Source organism: Nostoc sp. (assembly GCF_035638895.1).
GTDB lineage: Bacteria > Cyanobacteriota > Cyanobacteriia > Cyanobacteriales > Nostocaceae > Nostoc.
Genome location: NZ_DASQZC010000287.1, coordinates 1 through 18271, shown reverse-complemented (window position 1 = coordinate 18271; position 18271 = coordinate 1). Strand labels below are relative to the sequence as shown.

The 18271-nt window shown below is 43.3% G+C and carries 19 protein-coding genes; 11 read left to right on the top strand and 8 right to left on the bottom strand.

Annotation, left to right across the window (positions count from 1 at the left end; all coding sequences use genetic code 11):
* Positions 1 to 114: 114 nt before the first annotated feature.
* The 3 genes from VE944_RS13960 to petM form a co-directional block, all read right to left on the bottom strand.
* Positions 115 to 1032: an NAD(+) kinase gene (locus tag VE944_RS13960; protein ID WP_324977937.1), complete on the bottom strand. Its 918-nt coding sequence runs from the start codon at positions 1030 to 1032 to the stop codon at positions 115 to 117.
* A 128-nt stretch (positions 1033 to 1160) separates the two neighbouring features.
* Positions 1161 to 2159 carry an SDR family oxidoreductase gene (locus VE944_RS13955; RefSeq protein ID WP_324977935.1) on the bottom strand — a complete coding sequence of 333 codons (999 nt, stop codon included), beginning with the start codon at positions 2157 to 2159 and terminating at the stop codon, positions 1161 to 1163.
* 245 nt (positions 2160 to 2404) lie between these two features.
* Positions 2405 to 2509 (bottom strand): cytochrome b6-f complex subunit PetM, encoded by a 105-nt coding sequence (gene petM, locus VE944_RS13950; protein ID WP_118167852.1) that lies wholly within the window; start codon positions 2507 to 2509, stop codon positions 2405 to 2407.
* Positions 2510 to 2717: 208 nt separating this feature from the next.
* On the opposite strand from petM, the gene pdxA reads away from it, so the two are divergent.
* The 3 genes from pdxA to VE944_RS13935 are packed head-to-tail and all read left to right on the top strand — an operon-like array spanning position 2718 to position 4476.
* Entirely contained in the window at positions 2718 to 3809 is a 1092-nt protein-coding gene (gene pdxA, locus VE944_RS13945) for a 4-hydroxythreonine-4-phosphate dehydrogenase PdxA (protein ID WP_324977932.1), read from the top strand.
* Positions 3810 to 3848: 39 nt separating this feature from the next.
* Positions 3849 to 4187: a type II toxin-antitoxin system RelE/ParE family toxin gene (locus VE944_RS13940; RefSeq protein ID WP_324977930.1), complete on the top strand. Its 339-nt coding sequence runs from the start codon at positions 3849 to 3851 to the stop codon at positions 4185 to 4187.
* Positions 4180 to 4476: a helix-turn-helix domain-containing transcriptional regulator gene (locus VE944_RS13935; RefSeq protein ID WP_324977928.1), complete on the top strand. Its 297-nt coding sequence runs from the start codon at positions 4180 to 4182 to the stop codon at positions 4474 to 4476. Before VE944_RS13940 ends, VE944_RS13935 begins: the two co-directional genes overlap by 8 nt.
* A gap of 87 nt (positions 4477 to 4563) precedes the next feature.
* Here VE944_RS13935 and VE944_RS13930 read toward each other — a convergent pair whose 3' ends face one another.
* A complete protein-coding gene (locus VE944_RS13930; protein WP_324977926.1) occupies positions 4564 to 5577 on the bottom strand; it encodes a protein rep in 1014 nt (337 codons plus the stop codon).
* A gap of 219 nt (positions 5578 to 5796) precedes the next feature.
* Between VE944_RS13930 and VE944_RS13925 the strand changes: the two genes are divergently transcribed.
* The 3 genes from VE944_RS13925 (at position 5797) to VE944_RS13915 (ending at position 7134) form a co-directional block, all read left to right on the top strand.
* Positions 5797 to 6333, top strand: coding sequence for a hypothetical protein (locus VE944_RS13925; protein ID WP_324977924.1), 537 nt, complete (start codon positions 5797 to 5799; stop codon positions 6331 to 6333).
* Between the two features lie 128 nt (positions 6334 to 6461).
* Positions 6462 to 6776: a hypothetical protein gene (locus tag VE944_RS13920; RefSeq protein ID WP_292850971.1), complete on the top strand. Its 315-nt coding sequence runs from the start codon at positions 6462 to 6464 to the stop codon at positions 6774 to 6776.
* The gene (locus VE944_RS13915; RefSeq protein ID WP_229495987.1) at positions 6766 to 7134 is read left to right on the top strand and encodes a pentapeptide repeat-containing protein; all 369 of its coding nucleotides are present in this window, start codon (positions 6766 to 6768) and stop codon (positions 7132 to 7134) included. Before VE944_RS13920 ends, VE944_RS13915 begins: the two co-directional genes overlap by 11 nt.
* Before the next feature lie 131 nt (positions 7135 to 7265).
* On the opposite strand, the gene VE944_RS13910 is transcribed toward VE944_RS13915, so the two are convergent.
* On the bottom strand, positions 7266 to 8258 hold the full coding sequence (locus VE944_RS13910) for a LysR substrate-binding domain-containing protein (RefSeq protein WP_324977920.1): 993 nt from the start codon (positions 8256 to 8258) through the stop codon (positions 7266 to 7268).
* 245 nt (positions 8259 to 8503) lie between these two features.
* Here VE944_RS13910 and VE944_RS13905 point away from each other — a divergent pair, with 245 nt between their 5' ends.
* From VE944_RS13905 to VE944_RS13895, 3 genes are all read left to right on the top strand, one after another.
* On the top strand, positions 8504 to 9214 hold the full coding sequence (locus tag VE944_RS13905; RefSeq protein ID WP_324977918.1) for a cadmium resistance transporter: 711 nt from the start codon (positions 8504 to 8506) through the stop codon (positions 9212 to 9214).
* Positions 9215 to 9293: 79 nt separating this feature from the next.
* Positions 9294 to 9959 (top strand): hypothetical protein, encoded by a 666-nt coding sequence (locus VE944_RS13900; protein ID WP_324977916.1) that lies wholly within the window; start codon positions 9294 to 9296, stop codon positions 9957 to 9959.
* A gap of 189 nt (positions 9960 to 10148) precedes the next feature.
* Entirely contained in the window at positions 10149 to 10706 is a 558-nt protein-coding gene (locus VE944_RS13895) for a YidH family protein (RefSeq protein ID WP_324977914.1), read from the top strand.
* A gap of 8 nt (positions 10707 to 10714) precedes the next feature.
* Here the strand turns inward: VE944_RS13895 and VE944_RS13890 are convergent, their stop codons facing one another.
* Positions 10715 to 11437, bottom strand: a complete 723-nt coding sequence (locus VE944_RS13890; protein WP_324977911.1) for a class I SAM-dependent methyltransferase — start codon at positions 11435 to 11437, stop codon at positions 10715 to 10717.
* Positions 11438 to 11591: 154 nt separating this feature from the next.
* On the opposite strand from VE944_RS13890, the gene VE944_RS13885 reads away from it, so the two are divergent.
* Positions 11592 to 11918 carry a hypothetical protein gene (locus VE944_RS13885; RefSeq protein WP_324977909.1) on the top strand — a complete coding sequence of 109 codons (327 nt, stop codon included), beginning with the start codon at positions 11592 to 11594 and terminating at the stop codon, positions 11916 to 11918.
* Positions 11919 to 11999: 81 nt separating this feature from the next.
* Positions 12000 to 15698 carry a tetratricopeptide repeat protein gene (locus VE944_RS13880; RefSeq protein ID WP_324977907.1) on the top strand — a complete coding sequence of 1233 codons (3699 nt, stop codon included), beginning with the start codon at positions 12000 to 12002 and terminating at the stop codon, positions 15696 to 15698.
* A gap of 629 nt (positions 15699 to 16327) precedes the next feature.
* Here VE944_RS13880 and prmA read toward each other — a convergent pair.
* Positions 16328 to 17248 (bottom strand): 50S ribosomal protein L11 methyltransferase, encoded by a 921-nt coding sequence (gene prmA, locus VE944_RS13875; RefSeq protein WP_324977905.1) that lies wholly within the window; start codon positions 17246 to 17248, stop codon positions 16328 to 16330.
* Positions 17249 to 17365: 117 nt separating this feature from the next.
* The coding region (locus VE944_RS13870; RefSeq protein ID WP_324977904.1) for an NAD(P)-dependent oxidoreductase at positions 17366 to 18271 on the bottom strand (906 nt) is incomplete at its 5' end.

Below are 18271 nucleotides of genomic sequence, written 5' to 3'. Positions count from 1 at the left end.
TGCAATCTTAATAACTAAATCTAAATACCATCTTTACACCAGTAATTCTGGAAGGAAATCAGTAAGTTAGGGAGTAGGGAGTAGGGAGTGGGGGAAAATAAAAAATGCTAATCCCTACGGCAATTCTACCGAAGTTGGTTTAGCAATATGTGGTAAACCCCAACCCAATTTTTCTCGTAAAACTCGGAAAAACTCAGGCGGTTGCAGGCGAATAAATCGAACACTATATTGCGATCGCTCCATATATACTCTATCTTCTGGTAGTACATAGCACCCTCCATTACCATCCACCACCATTACCAGCCGAGGAATGTTGACTGGGTAAATGTTGACCGATTCAGTATCTGGAAATACTAATGCTCTAGAAGCTAAGGAATGGGGACAAATGGGTACTAGCTGTAAAGCAGGTACGCCAGGGGTGACAACTGGGCCACCAGCACTTAACGAGTAAGCTGTAGAACCAGTAGGCGTAGAAACAATCACACCATCTGCTGCAATATCTACTGGCGCATGACGCCCTATGGCAATTTCAAAATGGCACATAGAGGTCAAAGGTTCCCGGTGCAGAACCATTTCATTCAAGCACAGGGCTTCCCACAGCACTGCTTCTCCCCGAAGCACTTTGACGGTGAGCATGGCTCGTTCTTCAATTTCATACTCACCCGCCATTGTCTGTTCTAGTGCTTGGGGCAATTGATTCAGGAAGGTTTCTGTTAAAAATCCCATGTGGCCGGTATTCACTGTTAGCAGTGGAATACCACAGGGAGCCACCTGACGAGACGCTGCTAAAACAGTGCCGTCTCCTCCTAACACCACTGCAAACTCCATATCCGAGTCAAAACCAGGGGGCGTTAGACCGTCAATGGGGGTGTGGCATATAGGACTCTCCGGGTTAGAGTAGCCCAATATTCCACCGATACTCGATGTGACACACACATCCCAACCGGCTGCGGTTAGCTTGTCTTTCAACTCGATAGCGACACGGCCGGCTACCGGTTTAACGTCATTGTAGATAATGCCTGCTTTCGGCACACTCAAATATCCAAGTTTAGGCGATGCTCTGTATTATGTAATCCTTACACATTTTGGTCATGTAGTCATTAATCTAGGTCAAATATCTTGAGTCTAGAATTTAACGACTAATGTCTGTTTTGTAATGATTATTGACTATTGGCTTTTGAAGACTGTTTAAAAGGAGTTTTTTTAGGTTTCTGCTTTTTATTTTTATTTTTCTGGTAGTCTAACTCTTTGAGCTTCTTCATTATTCGGCTGAAGTACTCTTGTAGATAGCTTTCGAGGGTTGTGGTTTGTTGCGGATCTAAGCCAAAAACTGTGTATACTTCATCCATTGAAGCATTTAACTGTTTACCACTAGCCAATACTTCTGTAAATGCTAGCCTGTCTGCAACGTTCCATCCCCACTGAAAGAAGCGCATTAAGCCGCGCACAGCCCGCAGCAAGGTTATTGGCATCCGCGTTACCCTGGCGTCTTTTCCAGATAAACGTTCGCACAGATTGATAATTTCTTCTGCATTCCATGCACGAGTACCGACTACAGGAAAAGTTTGGTTTTGCGTTTCTGGCACACTCAATGCACGGATTGCGAACTTAGCAATGTCCTGAGTATCCATATAAGCAATGGGAGAAGAATTACCAGTCACCCAAACTGGCTGTGATTCCAAAATAGGAATCCCGTACTGACCGATTAATCCTTGCATAAACCCAGCTAGCCGTAAGATGGTGTAATTTAAGCCAGACTCAGCCAGGAAGAGTTCTGTACACCGCTTAATTTCCATTAACGGTACTTCTGGGTATCTATCAGCATCTAGTATCGAAAAGAAGATAAAACGCTCTACACCTGCGGCTTTTGCTGCTTGAATTAATGCTACTTTGCCGTCCCAGTCCACTTCTTTGATACTCAGTGAATCTGTAGGACGAGATGTTGACGCATCAATAACTTGGGTTACGCCAACTAAAGCTTCGGCTAAGGTATCGGGGTAACGTAAGTTTCCCGGTACGAGTTCTGCACCCCATTCTTTAAGAAAAGCTGCTTTTTTACTGCTTCGGACAAGACAGCGTACTTTATATCCCTCATCGATTGCACGACGAGCCACTTGTCTTCCTAAGGTGCCAGTGGCACCGACGATTAATAATGTCATGAGGGTTGTAATAAATTTTAATGTTTTATGATAAGAATGTTATCAGAATAACCTATGCAAACAAAACTTTACATCTTTTCTAAGAAAATCGTTTGTTATGGACAGACTCATGGAAAAATTGCTGTCCGTTTACCGGACAGCAATTTTCCCAGTTTGCGAAAAGTATGAACGCCAGATTGGGGCGAACAGAACTTTTCAAGGCAGAGGAAAACCCCTTCCCTCTCAATAGCCAGTTACCGTAGGGATTATTCTTCTGTGCCTTGAATTTTTAGTAACAACGCGCCTAAGCCCCAGCCTACGAAGATTAAACCGAAGGACAATAGAGCTGCATTCAAAAGTTCGCCGCCCATTGGTGTGATTCTCCTTATGCAAATTAGTGTGTGTAAACTAGGTCTAACAGAAGCTTTTGAATTGTTGCTGTAGGATTAGACCTGTGTAAATAATTTTAAACTAGTTTAGCAAGTAATCCCTACTCATTTAGTGGGCAATCCCTACTGTAGAGCGGGAGAACAGGGGGATGGCGGAAAAGTTTGATGATAATAATTATGAATAAATTTTATGTATCAAAATAATTTCGATAATTTAGTGAATTTTAGCAAAAAGAATCGCCCGCGTCTGGCGTTGACGTTGGGAGATCCGGCGGGAATTGGACCGGAGGTAATTTTGAAAGCTTTAGCAGAACCGGAAATTAGTAAAAAATATAACGTTACAGTGCTGGGAAACCGGGATTTGCTGGCACAGATTTATCACAAACTGAATTTAATCGATAATTTAGCACCTTTGGCAAATCCAGACGAGTTGTCAGTTATTGATGTGCAGTTGGATGAAGAAATTAAAGGTCAAATTATCGCTGGAATAGGTAATGCGGCGAGTGGTGCGGCTAGTTTTGCGTATATGGAATGTGCGATCGCTCAAACACTCGCTGGTAAATTTGATGCTATTGTCACAGGTCCGATCGCTAAATCTGCTTGGAAAGCCGCCGGGTATAATTATCCAGGGCAAACGGAACTTTTGGCAGAAAAATCAGGTGTTGACCGTTTTGGGATGTTATTTGTGGCGCGATCGCCCCATACTAATTGGATACTCCGCGCTTTGCTTGCTACCACACATATACCCTTACGTCAAGTCGCTGATACATTGACACCGCAGTTGCTGACACAGAAATTGGATTTGCTGGTGGAGTGTTTGGAGAGAGATTTTGGGATAGAAAATGGCAGAATTGCGATCGCAGGTTTAAATCCCCACAGTGGCGAACAGGGACAACTTGGACATGAAGAACAAGATTGGTTAATTCCCTGGTTAGAGCAAGAGCGGCAAAATAGACCACAATTACAGCTAGATGGGCCAATACCGCCAGATACGATGTGGGTTAAACCTGGTCAAGCTTGGTATGGAAATTCTTTAGTACAAAATCCTGCTGATGGCTACTTGGCACTTTACCACGACCAAGGCTTAATTCCTGTGAAGCTGATGGCGTTTGATCGGGCAGTTAATACTTCTATAGGTCTTCCTTTCGTTCGGACTTCCCCGGATCATGGAACAGCGTTTGATATTGCGGGTAAGGGAATTGCTGATGCTACGAGTATGAAAGCAGCGATACATTTAGCGGCTGAGTTGGTTAATCAAAGATTGGCGGCGAGAAAACTATGAATTATTTCATGATTTATAAATAGACTTGTCCAAAGAATCATGGAAGTGCAACCAAGAGAAATTAGGAATTATCTGACAGTAGATGGAAAAAATATTTTTGATGAGTGGCTTGATTCTCTGCAAGATAGAAGAGCAAAAGCTAAAATAAGAGCCAGACTTGACCGAGTTGAAGATGGTAATTTAGGTGATTGTAAGTCAGTTGGAGAAGGTGTTTTTGAATTGAGAATCGACTATGGGCCGGGCTACCGCATATACTTTGGACAAGAAGGTATAACAATTATTATTCTTTTATGTGGTGGAGATAAAAGTACTCAGAAACAAGATGTTGATAAAGCTCAGGAATATTGGAAAGACTATAGGAGTAGAGATAATGCCTAGAAGTGTAAGCTATCACGAGGGACTAGTTAAACATCTCCAAGATCCATTAGAAGCAGCATCTTATATCGAAGTAGTTCTAGAAGAGGGCGATCCTAAAATGTTAGGAAAAGCGCTCAAAAATGTTATTGAAGCACAGGGTGGAATTGATCAATTTCCAGCGCAAGTTAAACAATCCTATGAGCAACTCAACTTGATGCTATCTGAGCAAGGAGAAATTGAATTTTATTGTCTGAGGAAATTACTGGATGGGTTGGGATTACAGCTAGCAGTAACAGTGAAGTCACTATGAGTTAATTTTTTAAAGACAGTTTAAATCGCTCAGTCTTATACCTTCCCAATTTATTTTTACAATTTATAAATGTGCCTCTCGAAGTTATCACTCTATATTAAATCTTTGTAACTTGCGCTCCCATCGGAAAAACAAACTTTCTCCATTTACCTCATCTGTCTCTTCACTTTCATCAATGAGGTCTTGGTTTTTCTCCTCTAATTCCCGCATATACGACCTGAGTATACCCCCAACAGCGATCGCTCTACTTTTATGCAGTTGACGGGTTAACTCTAAAAACCATTCTTTATCACCTACCAAATCTGACTCTTTCACTTGATACTTGAGAATTTCTGGGATGAGTAGTGATGGGTTATGATGCTTTGCAATCGCGCTAGTATGAACAACAGGTTGGTAATCAATCCGTAAGCACTGCTGCCACAACGCTACCCATTTGGCATGAGAAAGATACCCATGACTAAAATACGAAGGCGGTACCATTGCCAAAATATGTAAATGCGGGTGTGCTGAGACTCCATCTCTACCTTTAGTTACTTCAATAGACTTCACCCAACCTTTTGCAGGCCATGCTTTCAATTCAGTGAATCGCTTAAAAGCTTTATTTATCAAATCCAAATTTTCCCTGAGTTCCTCAATCTGGCAATTTTTTACAGTCAAGGTAATAAATAGCCAACGGTGCTTGGGATAATCAGTGACAACCTGTGGGAGAATTTTGTAAGCTTTTGCTTTCCACATGAGCGATGTCTGACGACAAGCCGCTTTGCGTCTACGCCTCCACTGACAAACCGGACAATGACGAACCCTACAGAATCGGGTATCTGATAGCTTTAACTTGAGAATACCTTCCGATTCGTCTGGTACTAATTGAAACTTCAGCAACTCGGAACATATTCTCATCCGCCAAGCATATTGCTGAAAATAATCTTCGTCTGCTTTTGCATAATAATGCAGGACTTTATCAGTATTACTTCTGTGCTTGTCCCAAATTTTACCTATAGGCGAAACTTCGGATAAGCTCTGTAAATTTTGATTTTGTTGGAACTTATTTTGAGACGATATATTAAAAGCAATAAAATTACTGTGTGAGGCTTGAGCAGACACGAAATCACCAAATCAGTTTGTATCAACGCCTCAAATTAATGCAAGTTATACGGACAAGCCTCAGTAAAAATATTTAGGTAATTCGAGTTTTCCTTGAGTTTCTGAGTCTGTCAATTATTAAAAGCAACTTTGTTTTGTCCAACCATAGATAGCCTTGGCCCGGAAAACATGTCAGATTACTTGAATAAGTACCAAAAGTCTGACAGGAAAACTATTCTAATGAGAATTTGGGCTACTACTGCTGTGCTAGCTTCTTCTTGGCTAATATCTGGGGTGATAGGTTCTGAGCCAATCAACGCTACTTCTGTTTTGGTACAAAATGCCATACCATTTCCTACGCCAACAAATACAAAACAGATTACTGTTAGTAACACCGAGTTCGGGCTGAAGAGAGTTGACGCCAAAGGGAACGTTACCATTTTGCGGACAACAAAAGTGCCACTTCAGCAAGGAAACGCCTACGGATGGCGGATTAAACTCAAAGACTACCAAGGTGAAGTGAAATGGCGCGAAGTCTTGCGTTTACCAAAACCTCCAGAAACTTGGGGTACAGATAACGGTGAAGACTTCTCAATATCAACAGATGGCACTACATCTGTGACACGGCGCACACAATCGGCTCCAGACGGTGTGATTGAGAATTTTTGGACGATCGCTCCTGGCGATCCGCTTGGTAAGCATAGAATAGAGGTTTATATTGATGACCGTTTGATCAGTACTTTCGAGTTTGAAATTGTTCCAGTGAGGCAGATTTGAAAGGTATTGAGCATTGGTTAATAATCAATTGTTCTTCTTCCACAGTTCCCTTGCTTCTTCTTTTCCCCTTAACCTTAAGCTGAAGAGTATCTTAGAGATAGAAGTTTGATTCTTGTTGGGTGGCGATCGTGAATACAGAGGAATTCCTGCGATTAATCGAAAAGCAGCGCTCATGTCCCCAGACGCTACCAAAAGCGCTGCAAGCAATGTGGTATGACAAAAAAGGTGATTGGAGCAAAGCTCATGAAATACTTGGAAATGCCAGTGATGCCGATAGTGCTTGGGTTCATGCTTACCTGCACCGGAAAGAAGGCGATTTAAACAATACCCGTTACTGGTATCAGCGCAGTGGTCAGCCAGAGTTTTTAGGAGAACTAAGCCAGGAATGGGAACAAATAACTTCTGTATTGCTAAGAAAGGTGAACGCGACGCATGAATGCTGAGGAATTAAAACGGCGTTTTGCCGCAGGAGAAAGATATTTTCCAGCCGTCAATTTGAGTAGGAACAAGCTGATTGGAGCCTATTTGCCTGGAATCAATTTATGGGGTTGTGACTTGAGTGGAGCGAACCTAGCTAAAGCTAAACTCTGGGGAGCAGATTTAAGTAGAGCTAACTTAGCCAAAGCAAACTTGACCAGAGCTAATTTGAGCGGTGTCAAACTCAATGAAGCAAATCTCCGGGGAGCAAAACTCAACTATGCTAAGTTGTATGGAGCGAATTTGACTGGCGCTTACTACGATGACAGCACGCGGTTTTCTAGAGGTTTTGACCCCATTAGCCAAAATATGCGAAAGGTATGAAGGGGACTGGGGATTGGGGGCTGAGAACTGGGAATTAGGAAAAAGTTTTTTAAAATTGGTGGTGGGTAAGAGCAACCACCATAATTTTTGGATTTGGTATCTAATCCCTAATTCCTAGCCCCCAGACCTTTTTAAATAACTGATTTTGATACATGTTGATGTGAGCCATCTAACATAGACGATATCAACATTTGTTCAAAAACTTTGGAAAGAGCAGTTTGAAAACGCTGACGATGCTTGAGTTTGAAAAAAGGTCGAACTATTTCTGCGTAGGTGTAGCCCGCCGTAGGCATCGTACCTTTAGCCTCTCTATTATCAATCACTCGAATTGCCCGCAGAGTTCCCAACTGGATTTCTTTTTTTACCATCAACTCAGAAATTCCAATTGCACCAACACCTTCTTCGATCGCTGCTTTTGTCATCTCTCCACTATTAAATACTAAAATTACATCCAGCTCACTGAGATTGATTCCCCAATTTTGTAGGGCTTCCTCAAACCTTTGCTGGGTTCCAGAACCTGGTTCTCGCATCACCCAAAGGGTTTGAGTCAATTGGCTTAAGTCAATTTCTCCCCACTCAAACCAAGGATGTTTTTGACCTACTACAATTTGTAAGCGATCGCTCCCCACTATTTCATACTCTAGAGTACTTTGAAGCGCTGGTTTGACATCTCCTTCTACTAAACCCAAATCAAACTGTCCTGTCGCCGTTCCCATACAAATCTCTTCTGTATTGGCAAGGCTACAGTTAATCTGGATACCCGGATATTGGCTTTTAAACTCACTAATCTTACTTGGTAGCCAGTAGTTACCAATTGTCAGACTTGACCCTAATTTCAACTCACCCCGTTGCAGATTGTTCAATTCCCGCAATCCCCTTTCAGTCAAGGAAACTTGATCGAGAATTTTCTGTGCTTCTACTTGCAATAATTTACCAGCCTCAGCAATCTCGATATGGCGACCAATCCGATGGAACAGTTTTACTCCGTATTCTTGTTCTAAGTTGTGGATTGCTGCACTGACTGCCGGTTGTGTAATGTAAAGCTCCTCTGCTGCGCGAGTAAAGTGTAAGTGCTGCGCCACAGCCAGAAAAATCTTTAACTGCTCAAACGTCATTCCTGCCATTTATGGTATCCCTACAACTTGGTGTAAAATTTTAATCACTTTCATTTATCATTTTGACAAACAAAAGCATTTGATTCTATCGGTTAGTTTGACTAAAGTATAAATCAAAGCTTCGACACGAACTCAAACGACCAAGTAGAGAGCAGGGGAAGCAGGGGGAGCACAGGAGTAGGGGGGAAATAATCAATGCCCAATGCCCCATGCCACTGTCTAATTCCCAAGCATGAAAATAAGGATTTCCACAAATGAGCGATTTCGTAACTGCAATTACCACAGGGATTACCGCATTCACTGCCACCAACATTGATGATATTGTCATTCTGACGTTGCTTTTTTCACAAATAAATAAAACGTTCCGCAATCGTCACATCTTTGCTGGCCAGTATCTCGGTTTTGCTGCATTAATCGTTGCTAGCCTTCCCGGTTTCTTCGGTGGACTGATCATACCGCAAGACTGGATTAGACTACTTGGTTTAATGCCAATAATCATTGGTGTGAGTAGTTTACTAAAACGCGAAGAGGATTCATCAGAGGAATCTGAAGAAGAAACCGAACCGTCTTGTCCCTCTATACTTGCCAGTTTTATCTCTCCGCAAACATGCAATGTAGCTGCGATCGCCTTTGCGAATGGTAGTGATAATATCAGTGTATACGTGCCCCTGTTTGCCAACTCGGAATTAGATAGTCTGCTGGTAATACTAAGTGTATTTTTTACAATGGTGGGCGTATGGTGTTATGCCGCTTATAAGTTAACTTATTTGCCTGCGATCGCTAACTTTTTAACAGAGAATGGCAATACTTTTGTGCCTTGTATATTGATTGGACTCGGTATATTCATTGTTACAGAGAATGTTACTTGGACTCTTTTATCTGTAGTTTCTAGTTATATATTTTCATTAATCTTAGGTTTCAATACTCAGTCGTCGAGCGAAGAACAAGAAAAACTAAGTATCTAAGAAGAGGTGTATCATGAATTTTCTGGTCAAAATGAATTCTAAACTGCAAAATATCTTACCTATCAACAGGAGTCAAAACATGAAAATCTGGAAATCTCTGCTAATTGTCTTGATGGTTTTGGTGAATCTCGCCTTTGCTCAACCTTCTTTTGCTGATAGACCAAAGTTTAGCAAAAACCCTGACTATATCGAAGTCACTAAAGCTCTAAACGAACTCTCTCAGACAAAAGATGCCCAAACTCAAGTTGAAGGTCTTACACCAGAAGAAATTCAAAAGAGAACCGAAGAATTAACACTGCAAAAATATGCTTTAGAGACGGGAATTAACTGGGGCCAATGCGAAAACCAAACAGGTAATACCATAGCTGTATATGGCAAAAGACCAAATGATGAAGACGAAGAAGAAGATGCCATATACGACAATAACCTGTATTTTTTAGCTAATGGTCAGTCCACTAAAAATAACTGGGATTGTGATGGTATCTATCTAGCGAATGATGTCAAAGTAGCAAATTTCACTTCTAGTCCTAATGGGCAAGGTCAAGAGTTGACAGGGCCGGCTGCTCTAAAAATACTTGATGGAACTCAGTTGGTAATTAAAACAAATCCAGATACTGGTGCGATTGACTTAAATGTTCCAACTGTGAAAATTGTTAACAGCAAAACGGCTAATTGGTTTATCCCAGATATATCGCAGGCTATCATAAATACACGAGTTCCTAATGCGCCTAGCAATCAGTCTTGAGATAGAACTGCATAATCTATTTTTGAATAATTGTTCTCAATTTAAATAAGGTAACAGCCAAAATCACAGGATAAACAGGACAAGTACTGGTAAAACCTCTCTGATCTTGGCTGTTTTTTTGACTTTATCTATCCTCAATCTTAGGCTTGTTTTATTTAGATATCTGCATTAAAATAAATTTTAAGAAAAATGTACAATCACAACAGGTATATTTTATTAGCGCAATTATTGCGTTGGGTGCAAGTCATCTGGAAGGAGATTTGCTATTACCTCCGTATTTTTTTGATAAGAGCCGCTTTGGGGATAAGGGTGTTATTGATGCAGTTAAAATCGAAACCTACAGAAGAAGATAAAGATAAAAAAAAGCCAGGACGATTAAATCCGTCCCGAATTCGAGATCACTTGGCAAATGAGCGTACCTACCTCGCTTGGATGCGGACAGGGATCGCTCTTTTAGGTTTTGGTGTCGTCATTGTGCGTCTGCGTGCTTTCCAAGTACCTTTAGTACCCCGTCCTGGCAACGGCTGGAAGTTAGGTTTAGTCTTCTCGCTGGTGGGTTTAATCACAGTGTGGCTCTCAACGTCACACTATTTCGCTGTCCGTCGTGATATCGAAGAAGATACTTATGAACCAACAGACCGATGGGTGTTGCTGTTCAGTCTCGCTGTGATGATTCTCGGAACTGGGGTAATCTATTTTGTTTTTACAACTTCTTTAGATCCCATGAGTCCACTTATCCCTGAGTAATAGTATTTTTAAAACCGCACTTTGTATAACTCGAATAATTCCCCTGATTTGTGAGTTACGACTTTAGCACCAGCCGCTTTAATGGTTTTTTCCCACTTAGCCAAAGGCTCTAAAAAAACCTCAGCCCCCAAATAGGTTTCCAAAACTGCCCAATCTTCTGCTAAAGGCTGTTCTGGATTGAGAACGTCAAACACAAAATGCCCACCTGGTTTTAATACGCGCTTGACTTCTGCTAGTACAGCATTCCAGTATTCGAGTGGAAAATAGCAGCTAAATCCTGTTGCGATCGCAAGATCAAATTGCTCTGGTGAATAGTTTAACTGATGGGCTGCTCCCAACTCAACACCTTTGAACAGCTTAGAATTCAACTGTGGCCCACGAGAATTAAGGGTATCGCGTGCCACATTACTGATTTCTTGCCCATGAAAAAATGCTTGCCAATCCCGCCAAGGATAGATTAAAAAGCTGATACCACAGCCTATATCTAAACAGTGCTGGTTCTTTTTAGGTTCAGCAATTTCCCAGAAAGGGGAAGCAATTCTCCCTGAGAAACTACCTCCAATCCACTCACGAAATATCGGCATCGCCTGTACTTCTGCTGGGAGTTCAAAGGTTTCACGTTGATACTCCCGGTTAAAACGATAGGCTATTTGGGCTAATCTTTCGTCCCAGTTGGTTGGTTTGGGTGAACTAAAGAGATTTTGGAACTGCGAATCGGACTTTTTAGACATTAGGTCTTTATTAGTTTTTAATTACTTTAATCGCAAGGTTATTTCATTCTCCTCTAGTCTGCCAACTCGCCACTGATTCGGATTACCAAATGAGCGCGGGGAACTTACGGCAAAACAGTTAATATAAGCCTGGAGTTACTTGCAGATCAACACTATGGCAGAAATTCAGTTGGCGATTGAGGGTAAAGATGCGATCGCAGCAACAGAGGCGCTTTTGGCAATTCCTGGTATATCTGGTAACTATGCAGTGAGTGCATCTGCACCGGAAAGAGAAGGAGTAATAGCAACTGTTGCAACCATTGTTGGTATTGTTGGGGGTGCGATCGCCATTGCTGAACAAATTCGCAAGTGGTATCAAGAGTATAAAGCTAAACAGTCTGGTAAAAGAATTGAAAAGGTGTTGATTGTCGGGCGCAATGGTAGGCGACTCCTTTTAGAGAATGCAACCCTGGAAGAGATTCGCCAAATTTTAGAATCGTAGAGACGCGATGAATCGCGTCTGTTGTTACGGAATTGGGGGTGGTACACTTGGGGTAAATACTGAAGTATCAAGATTTAAAGCGTGCAAACCCTCCACCTCGACCTTAAGCCAGTTGCCGAGAATTACGTAGAGTTACGTTACTTTGTTGATAATCCAAACAAGTATGAAAGGCGATCGCTCTGTTTAACAGAAGTCGCTGATTTGATTGAGTTGGCAGAACGAGATTACTATGTTTCGAGTTTACCAGAGGATTATACAGTAACTGGACGGCGGTTGTATAACTGGTTGGATGGGAGCGATCGCTGGCTGCAACCCTTGCTAGATAAGTATCGGCGTGAGGGGATTGTGTTAGCGATCGCCGCAACAGAAAAACTCGCCCATCTGCCTTGGGAAGTGCTGCACGATGGCAATGGTTTTTTAGTGCAGCGTGTCCCGGCTATTGTCCCGGTGCGTTGGTTGTCAGATAGCACGGTAAAAAAATTGACCATTGACGGGGAACCAGAAAACCGGGCGCTGCAAGTTTTGTTTATGGCGACTTCGCCGTTGAATGTCGAGCCTGTGTTGGATTTTGAGGGAGAGGAAGCACGGATTTTGGAGGCGACAAAGCGGCAATCTTTAGCGCTAACGGTGGAAGAAAGCGGCTGTTTGTTGGAGTTGGGTTATTTAGTCGATAGTTACGGCAAAGATTATTTTGATGTTTTACACCTGACGGGTCATGCTACTTTACAAGATGGACAACCCCGCTTTATTACAGAAACCGAAATCGGTGAAGCTTTCTATGCCAGTGCTGGGGATATTGCCAAAGAATTACAATTTCGACTGCCTAAACTCATCTTCCTCTCTGGTTGTCGCACTGGGCAAGCTGGTAATGGCGGTTCTGTGCCGTCAATGGCTGAAGAATTGCTGAACTCTGGTGCAAAAGCGGTTTTGGGTTGGGGTCAGAAGGTTTTAGATCCTGAAGCTACAGCCGCAGCTGCCGCATTATATGAGGAATTATCAGCCGGAAAACAAATCACTGAAGCTCTTGCTTGTACTTACCAAGCATTAATTAAGAACAAAGAGCGGGATTGGCATTTATTACGGCTGTATGCAAAAGACAATTTACCGAGTTCATTAGTTACACCTTTGCGGACTCGTGGACGGAAACCAGCACCACCGCTTTCTGTTTCTACCCAGTTTTTAGATCCTGCGGGTAAGGTGAAAGTCCCGACGCGAGAGAGTTTTGTTGGTCGTCGTCGGCAATTGCAAAATTGTTTGCGGGCGCTGAGTCAACCAAACGATGAGGTAGGGGTGTTGATTCATGGGATGGGCGGTTTGGGTAAAAGTAGTTTAGCAGCTAGGCTTTGTGACAGACTGCCCAATTTTGAGCGTGTTGTCTGGGTGGGGCGAATCGATGAAGCTAGTTTGGTGAATCGCTTGACTGAAAAGTTGGATGACAACGAACAACGCAAAAGCTTACAAAATTATGATGAAGAATTGAAGTTTCGGCTGCGGCGAGTTTTCCAGCAGTTGCATGAGGATGCGAAGTCGTTTTTGTTGGTGCTGGATGACTTTGAAGTGAATTTAGAACCTCGCGATCAGAGTTATGTCTTGCAATCAGAAGCAGCAGAGGTAATGAAAGCTTTAGTTTGGGCAATTAGAGAAAATTCCACTTCCCACCGCATCATTATTACCTGCCGTTACGATTTTGAATTTACGCAGTTGCAGTATTTCCACAAGCAGCCGTTGGATGCACTGCAAGGTGCAGATTTGCAAAAAAAGTTTAGTCGCCTCACTGCCTTTAGTGCGAAATCTCAGGTGGATGAGGCGTTAAAATCACAAGCGCAGAAGTTGGCAGATGGTAATCCCCGCTTGCTGGAATGGTTGGATAAGATTCTGCAAAATACAACTGTTGATGTGGCGGCAATTTTGAATCGGTTAGCAGCAGATCCGGTGGAGTTGCGAGAGCAAGTTTTGGCAGAGGCGTTGCTGGCACAGATGGATACAACCATGCGGGAGATGTTGTCACGGGGTTTGGTGTTTGAGTTACCAGTACCAAGGGAAGCTTTAGCCGCAGTTTGTGATAGCATCGCCAATTTGGAACATTATATTAGTCGAGCAGTGGCGTTAGGACTGTTGGAAGTAAGCCATGATAAGGCTTTACGAGTGCCGCGCATTTTGCCTGTGCAGTTAGTGGAAGATGGGGAAGTTTTGCATAAGCAAGCGGCTGAGGCGCTGTATCGTTTGTGGTGGGAAGAGGCGAACACAGGAATTGAGGAACAACAGTTAGAAATTCATCGGTTGGCGTTGCTGGGTAAGGAAGGAAAAAAAGCAGCCAATATAGCAAGCAGTTTAGCAAATCGCTGGTGGCATCAAAGTAGATTTCGGGAAGCGGTGCAGTTGTGCAAATCAACCTTAGAAATTACTGAAGACTATCGCGTTCTCAGGGAGATGGGTTATTGTGAGAGCCAAGTTGGTGAGGTTGATCAGGCACTAAAGCATTATCAACAAGCGTTAAACCTTTGTCCTTTAGAAGATAAACCAGAACAAGCGGCGACGTTGCATTGTTTGGGGATGCTAAAAGCCGATACCGGAGAAATAGAAGAAGCGATCGCCCTTTATCAACAATCCCTCGCTATCTACGAACAAATCGGCGATGTCGAAGGCAAGCCGACGACGTTGCACAACTTGGGACATCTCAAAGCCAATAGGGGAGAAATAGAAGAAGCGATCACCCTTTATCAACAATCCCTCGCTCTCAATGAACAAATCGGCGATGTCCAAACCAAAGCGGCGACGTTGCACCAATTGGGAATGCTCAAAGCCGATACCGGAGAAATAGAAGAAGCGATCGCCCTTTATCAACAATCCCTCGCTATCTACGAACAAATCGGCAATGTCCAAGGCAAGGCGGCGACGTTGAACAACTTGGGATATCTCAAAGCCAATAGGGGAGAAATAGAAGAAGCGATCGCCCTTTATCAACAATCCCTCGCTCTCAAAGAACAAATCGGCAATGTCCAAGGCAAAGCGGCGACGTTGCACCAACTGGGAATGCTCAAAGCCAATAGCGGAGAAATAGAAGAAGCGATCGCCCTTTATCAACAATCCCTTGCCATCACAGAACAAATCGGCGATGTCCAAACCAAGGCGGCGACGTTGCACCAACTGGGAAATATCAAAGCCAATAGGGGAGAAATAGAAGAAGCGATCGCCCTTTATCAACAATCCCTTGCCATCACAGAACAAATCGGCAATGTCCAAAACAAGGCGGCGACGTTGCACGAACTGGGAAGACTCAAAACCAATAGCGGAGAAATAGAAGAAGCGATCGCCCTTTATCAACAATCCCTTGCCATCAATGAACAAATCAGCAATGTCCAAGGCAAGGCGGCGACGTTGCACGAACTGGGAATACTCAAAGCCAATAGGGGAGAAATAGAAGAAGCGATCGCCCTTTATCAACAATCCCTTGCCATCACAGAACAAATCGGCCATGTCCAAGGCAAGGCGGCGACGTTGCACCAATTGGGAATACTCAAAGCCAATACCGGAGAAATAGAAGAAGCGATCGCCCTTTATCAACAATCCCTTGCCATCACAGAACAAATCGGCGATGTCCAAACCAAGGCAATGACGTTGTGGTGGTTAGGGCATATAGCAGAACAACAGGGCAATTACAATCAAGCACTAGATTCTTTGCAGCCAGCCTTGGAGATATTGCAGCGTATCCAATCTCCTGATGCTGAGAGATTAGGGCAAGTGGTGGCGAGAGTGCAAGATTTAATTCGTAATTCGTAATTCGTAATTCGTAATTCGTAATTAAGAAAGTCAGAATTTAATCTGGCTTTCTAGGCTGGGAACTGTCGCTTATTTTGAAGAATTCCTGTAAGCGATCGCCCCTTTTGCGTTCAGCTGACTCATCCACGAGTCTTTGATACTCGTCGGCGAGTCTTTAATACTCGTGCGATAGGCTTTGATACTCGTCGGCGAGTCTTTAATACTCGCGGGAGAATCTTTGATACTCGTGGGCGAGTCTTTAATACTCGTGCGAGAGTCTTTGATACTCGTCGGCGAGTCTTTGATACTCGTGCGAGAGCCTTTGATACTCGTGGGCGAGTCTTTAATACTCGTGCGAGAGTCTTTGATACTCGTTCAGCAGTTTTTTAGACTTGTGGCTTAGTTGTCGGAGATTGCGATCGCCATAATTCACCCCAAAGCACATCCTAAACCAAAGAATCTGGATCTGCACCAAGCACTCTGAGAGGATGTTTGAAAAGTTCTTAGTGATGTATCAAATCCTTTTATATCTCCCTAAATCCCCCTTATAAAGGCAAGGCGGGATGTCGGTAAGCACAATATTTTGACTATTACAATAAATGCGGGTAATGACAAAAAACTTCCACCACAGTACACTACTAGCTACTGGGTTAAGAACGCCGTGCATTCAAGCAACACCATTCTTTTCGTTTCCACAGGGTAGCAACCACCCAACCATTTTGTTCTAAAGCATCAGCAACACCTTTAGATTGTTCTAGTAAAATACCACTGAAGATCGCCCAAGTTTCAGGTTTAGCGATCGCACTCATTTCTGGAATTAGTTCAATAATTACATGAGCCAAAATATTGCAAACAATACCATCCACTGGATTTTCAAGCAGTTTTGTCAAAACGTCTACACTTCCCAGTGCTGATAATAAACGTTCTGGACTAATATCGTTCAGCGCAGCATTACTGATAGTTGATTGCACCGCTAAAGGGTCATTATCTACGGCATAGACTTTCTCTGCTCCCAGTAGCAGCGCCCCAATAGAAAGGATACCAGAACCACAGCCAATATCCGCAATTACCAGATGTTCATGTTTGCCACTAGCACCCACAAACGACTGAGGAACTCCACTTAGCCGCATTTCCAGAGATTCCAAACATAGCTGAGTGGTGGCATGGTTGCCCGTACCAAATGCTACACCAGGGTCAAGACGAATCACTAACCGTTCCGTTGTTTCTGGTAATGGTAGCCACGCGGGGTTGATTAGAAAGCGATCGCCTATTTCCTGCGGGTGCCAATATTGTTTCCAGCTAGTCGCCCAATCTTCCTCATCAATTAACTGCCATTGCAGTGAGGGAGATGAAACTCCTACACAGAGAGCATCTTGACGCAGCCACAGCGATAGCGCTGCCAAATCTAGCAGCTGCGTTTGAATTGTCGATAAATAAGCCCTGACTAAAGATGAATTTCCTTTGTTTTCACTAGCTGTTCCCCGACAGCCAAAATCTTCCAGTCGCCAAAAGATCGAATCTTCTAGGTCTGGCTCACATAAAATCTGTAGTTCCCACCAGGTGTTTGCCATTTTTGAATGCTGAGTTTAACAGAGTTATGAGTTAGGAGTTAGGAGTTAAGAGTTAGGAGTTCTCCTGTTTAACTTCTAACTCCTCACTACTCACTCCTAACTTTTTTCACTCAGCACTCATAGTGTTACTGTATACGCGTCCCGAATACCAGGGACTTTTATAATTTCATCCAAAATGCCCTCTGGTAAAGGGTCATCTATACTCAGAGCCATTACGGCATCACCACGGACGATTTTACGACCTACTTGCATACTGGCAATATTCACATTGAAACTGCCGAGTAGAGAACCGAGTTTGCCGATAATCCCCGGCATATCGCGGTGCAGGGTAAACAGCATATATTTGCTCGGTGGGACGTTAATGGGGAAACCATCAACATCAGTTAGGTGGATTTCTCGCTCACCCAACAAAGCGCCGGTGACAGAATGAGTACCTAAAGTACCAGTGGCTTCTAGATGCAGTGTTCCGGCATAGTCTCGAATGGAAGCATCGCGGGTTTCAATCACTCGAATTCCGCGTTCTTTGGCTTCTATGCTGGCATTTACGTAATTTACTCGTTCTCGCAAAGCTTGGTAAAGTAAACCTTTTAAGGCAGCTACCACCAAAGGCTGACTTTTGTTGGTTGCAAGTTCCCCTTGTAGTCGAATATTGAGTACTTCCACCCGTCCGCCAGCTAGCTGTCCTACTAGATTACCTAGAGTTTCTGCTAGTTGCATATAAGGTTTGAGTTCTTCCAACACATCGGGGCCGAGTCCGGGAATGTTAACGGCTGAACGGGCTGGTAGTCCTAAAAGTACATCCCGAATTTGTTCGGCAACATCAATAGCCACATTCACTTGAGCTTCTGCGGTAGAGGCTCCCAAGTGGGGGGTGAGGATAACTTCTTTGCCTAGCGATCGCAATTCAGATTCACCCAGTGGTTCTGACTCGAACACATCCAAGGCTGCACCCCCGATTTTACCCGCTTTTAGAGCTGCTGCTAAAGCTACTTCATCAATGATCCCACCACGAGCGCAGTTGAC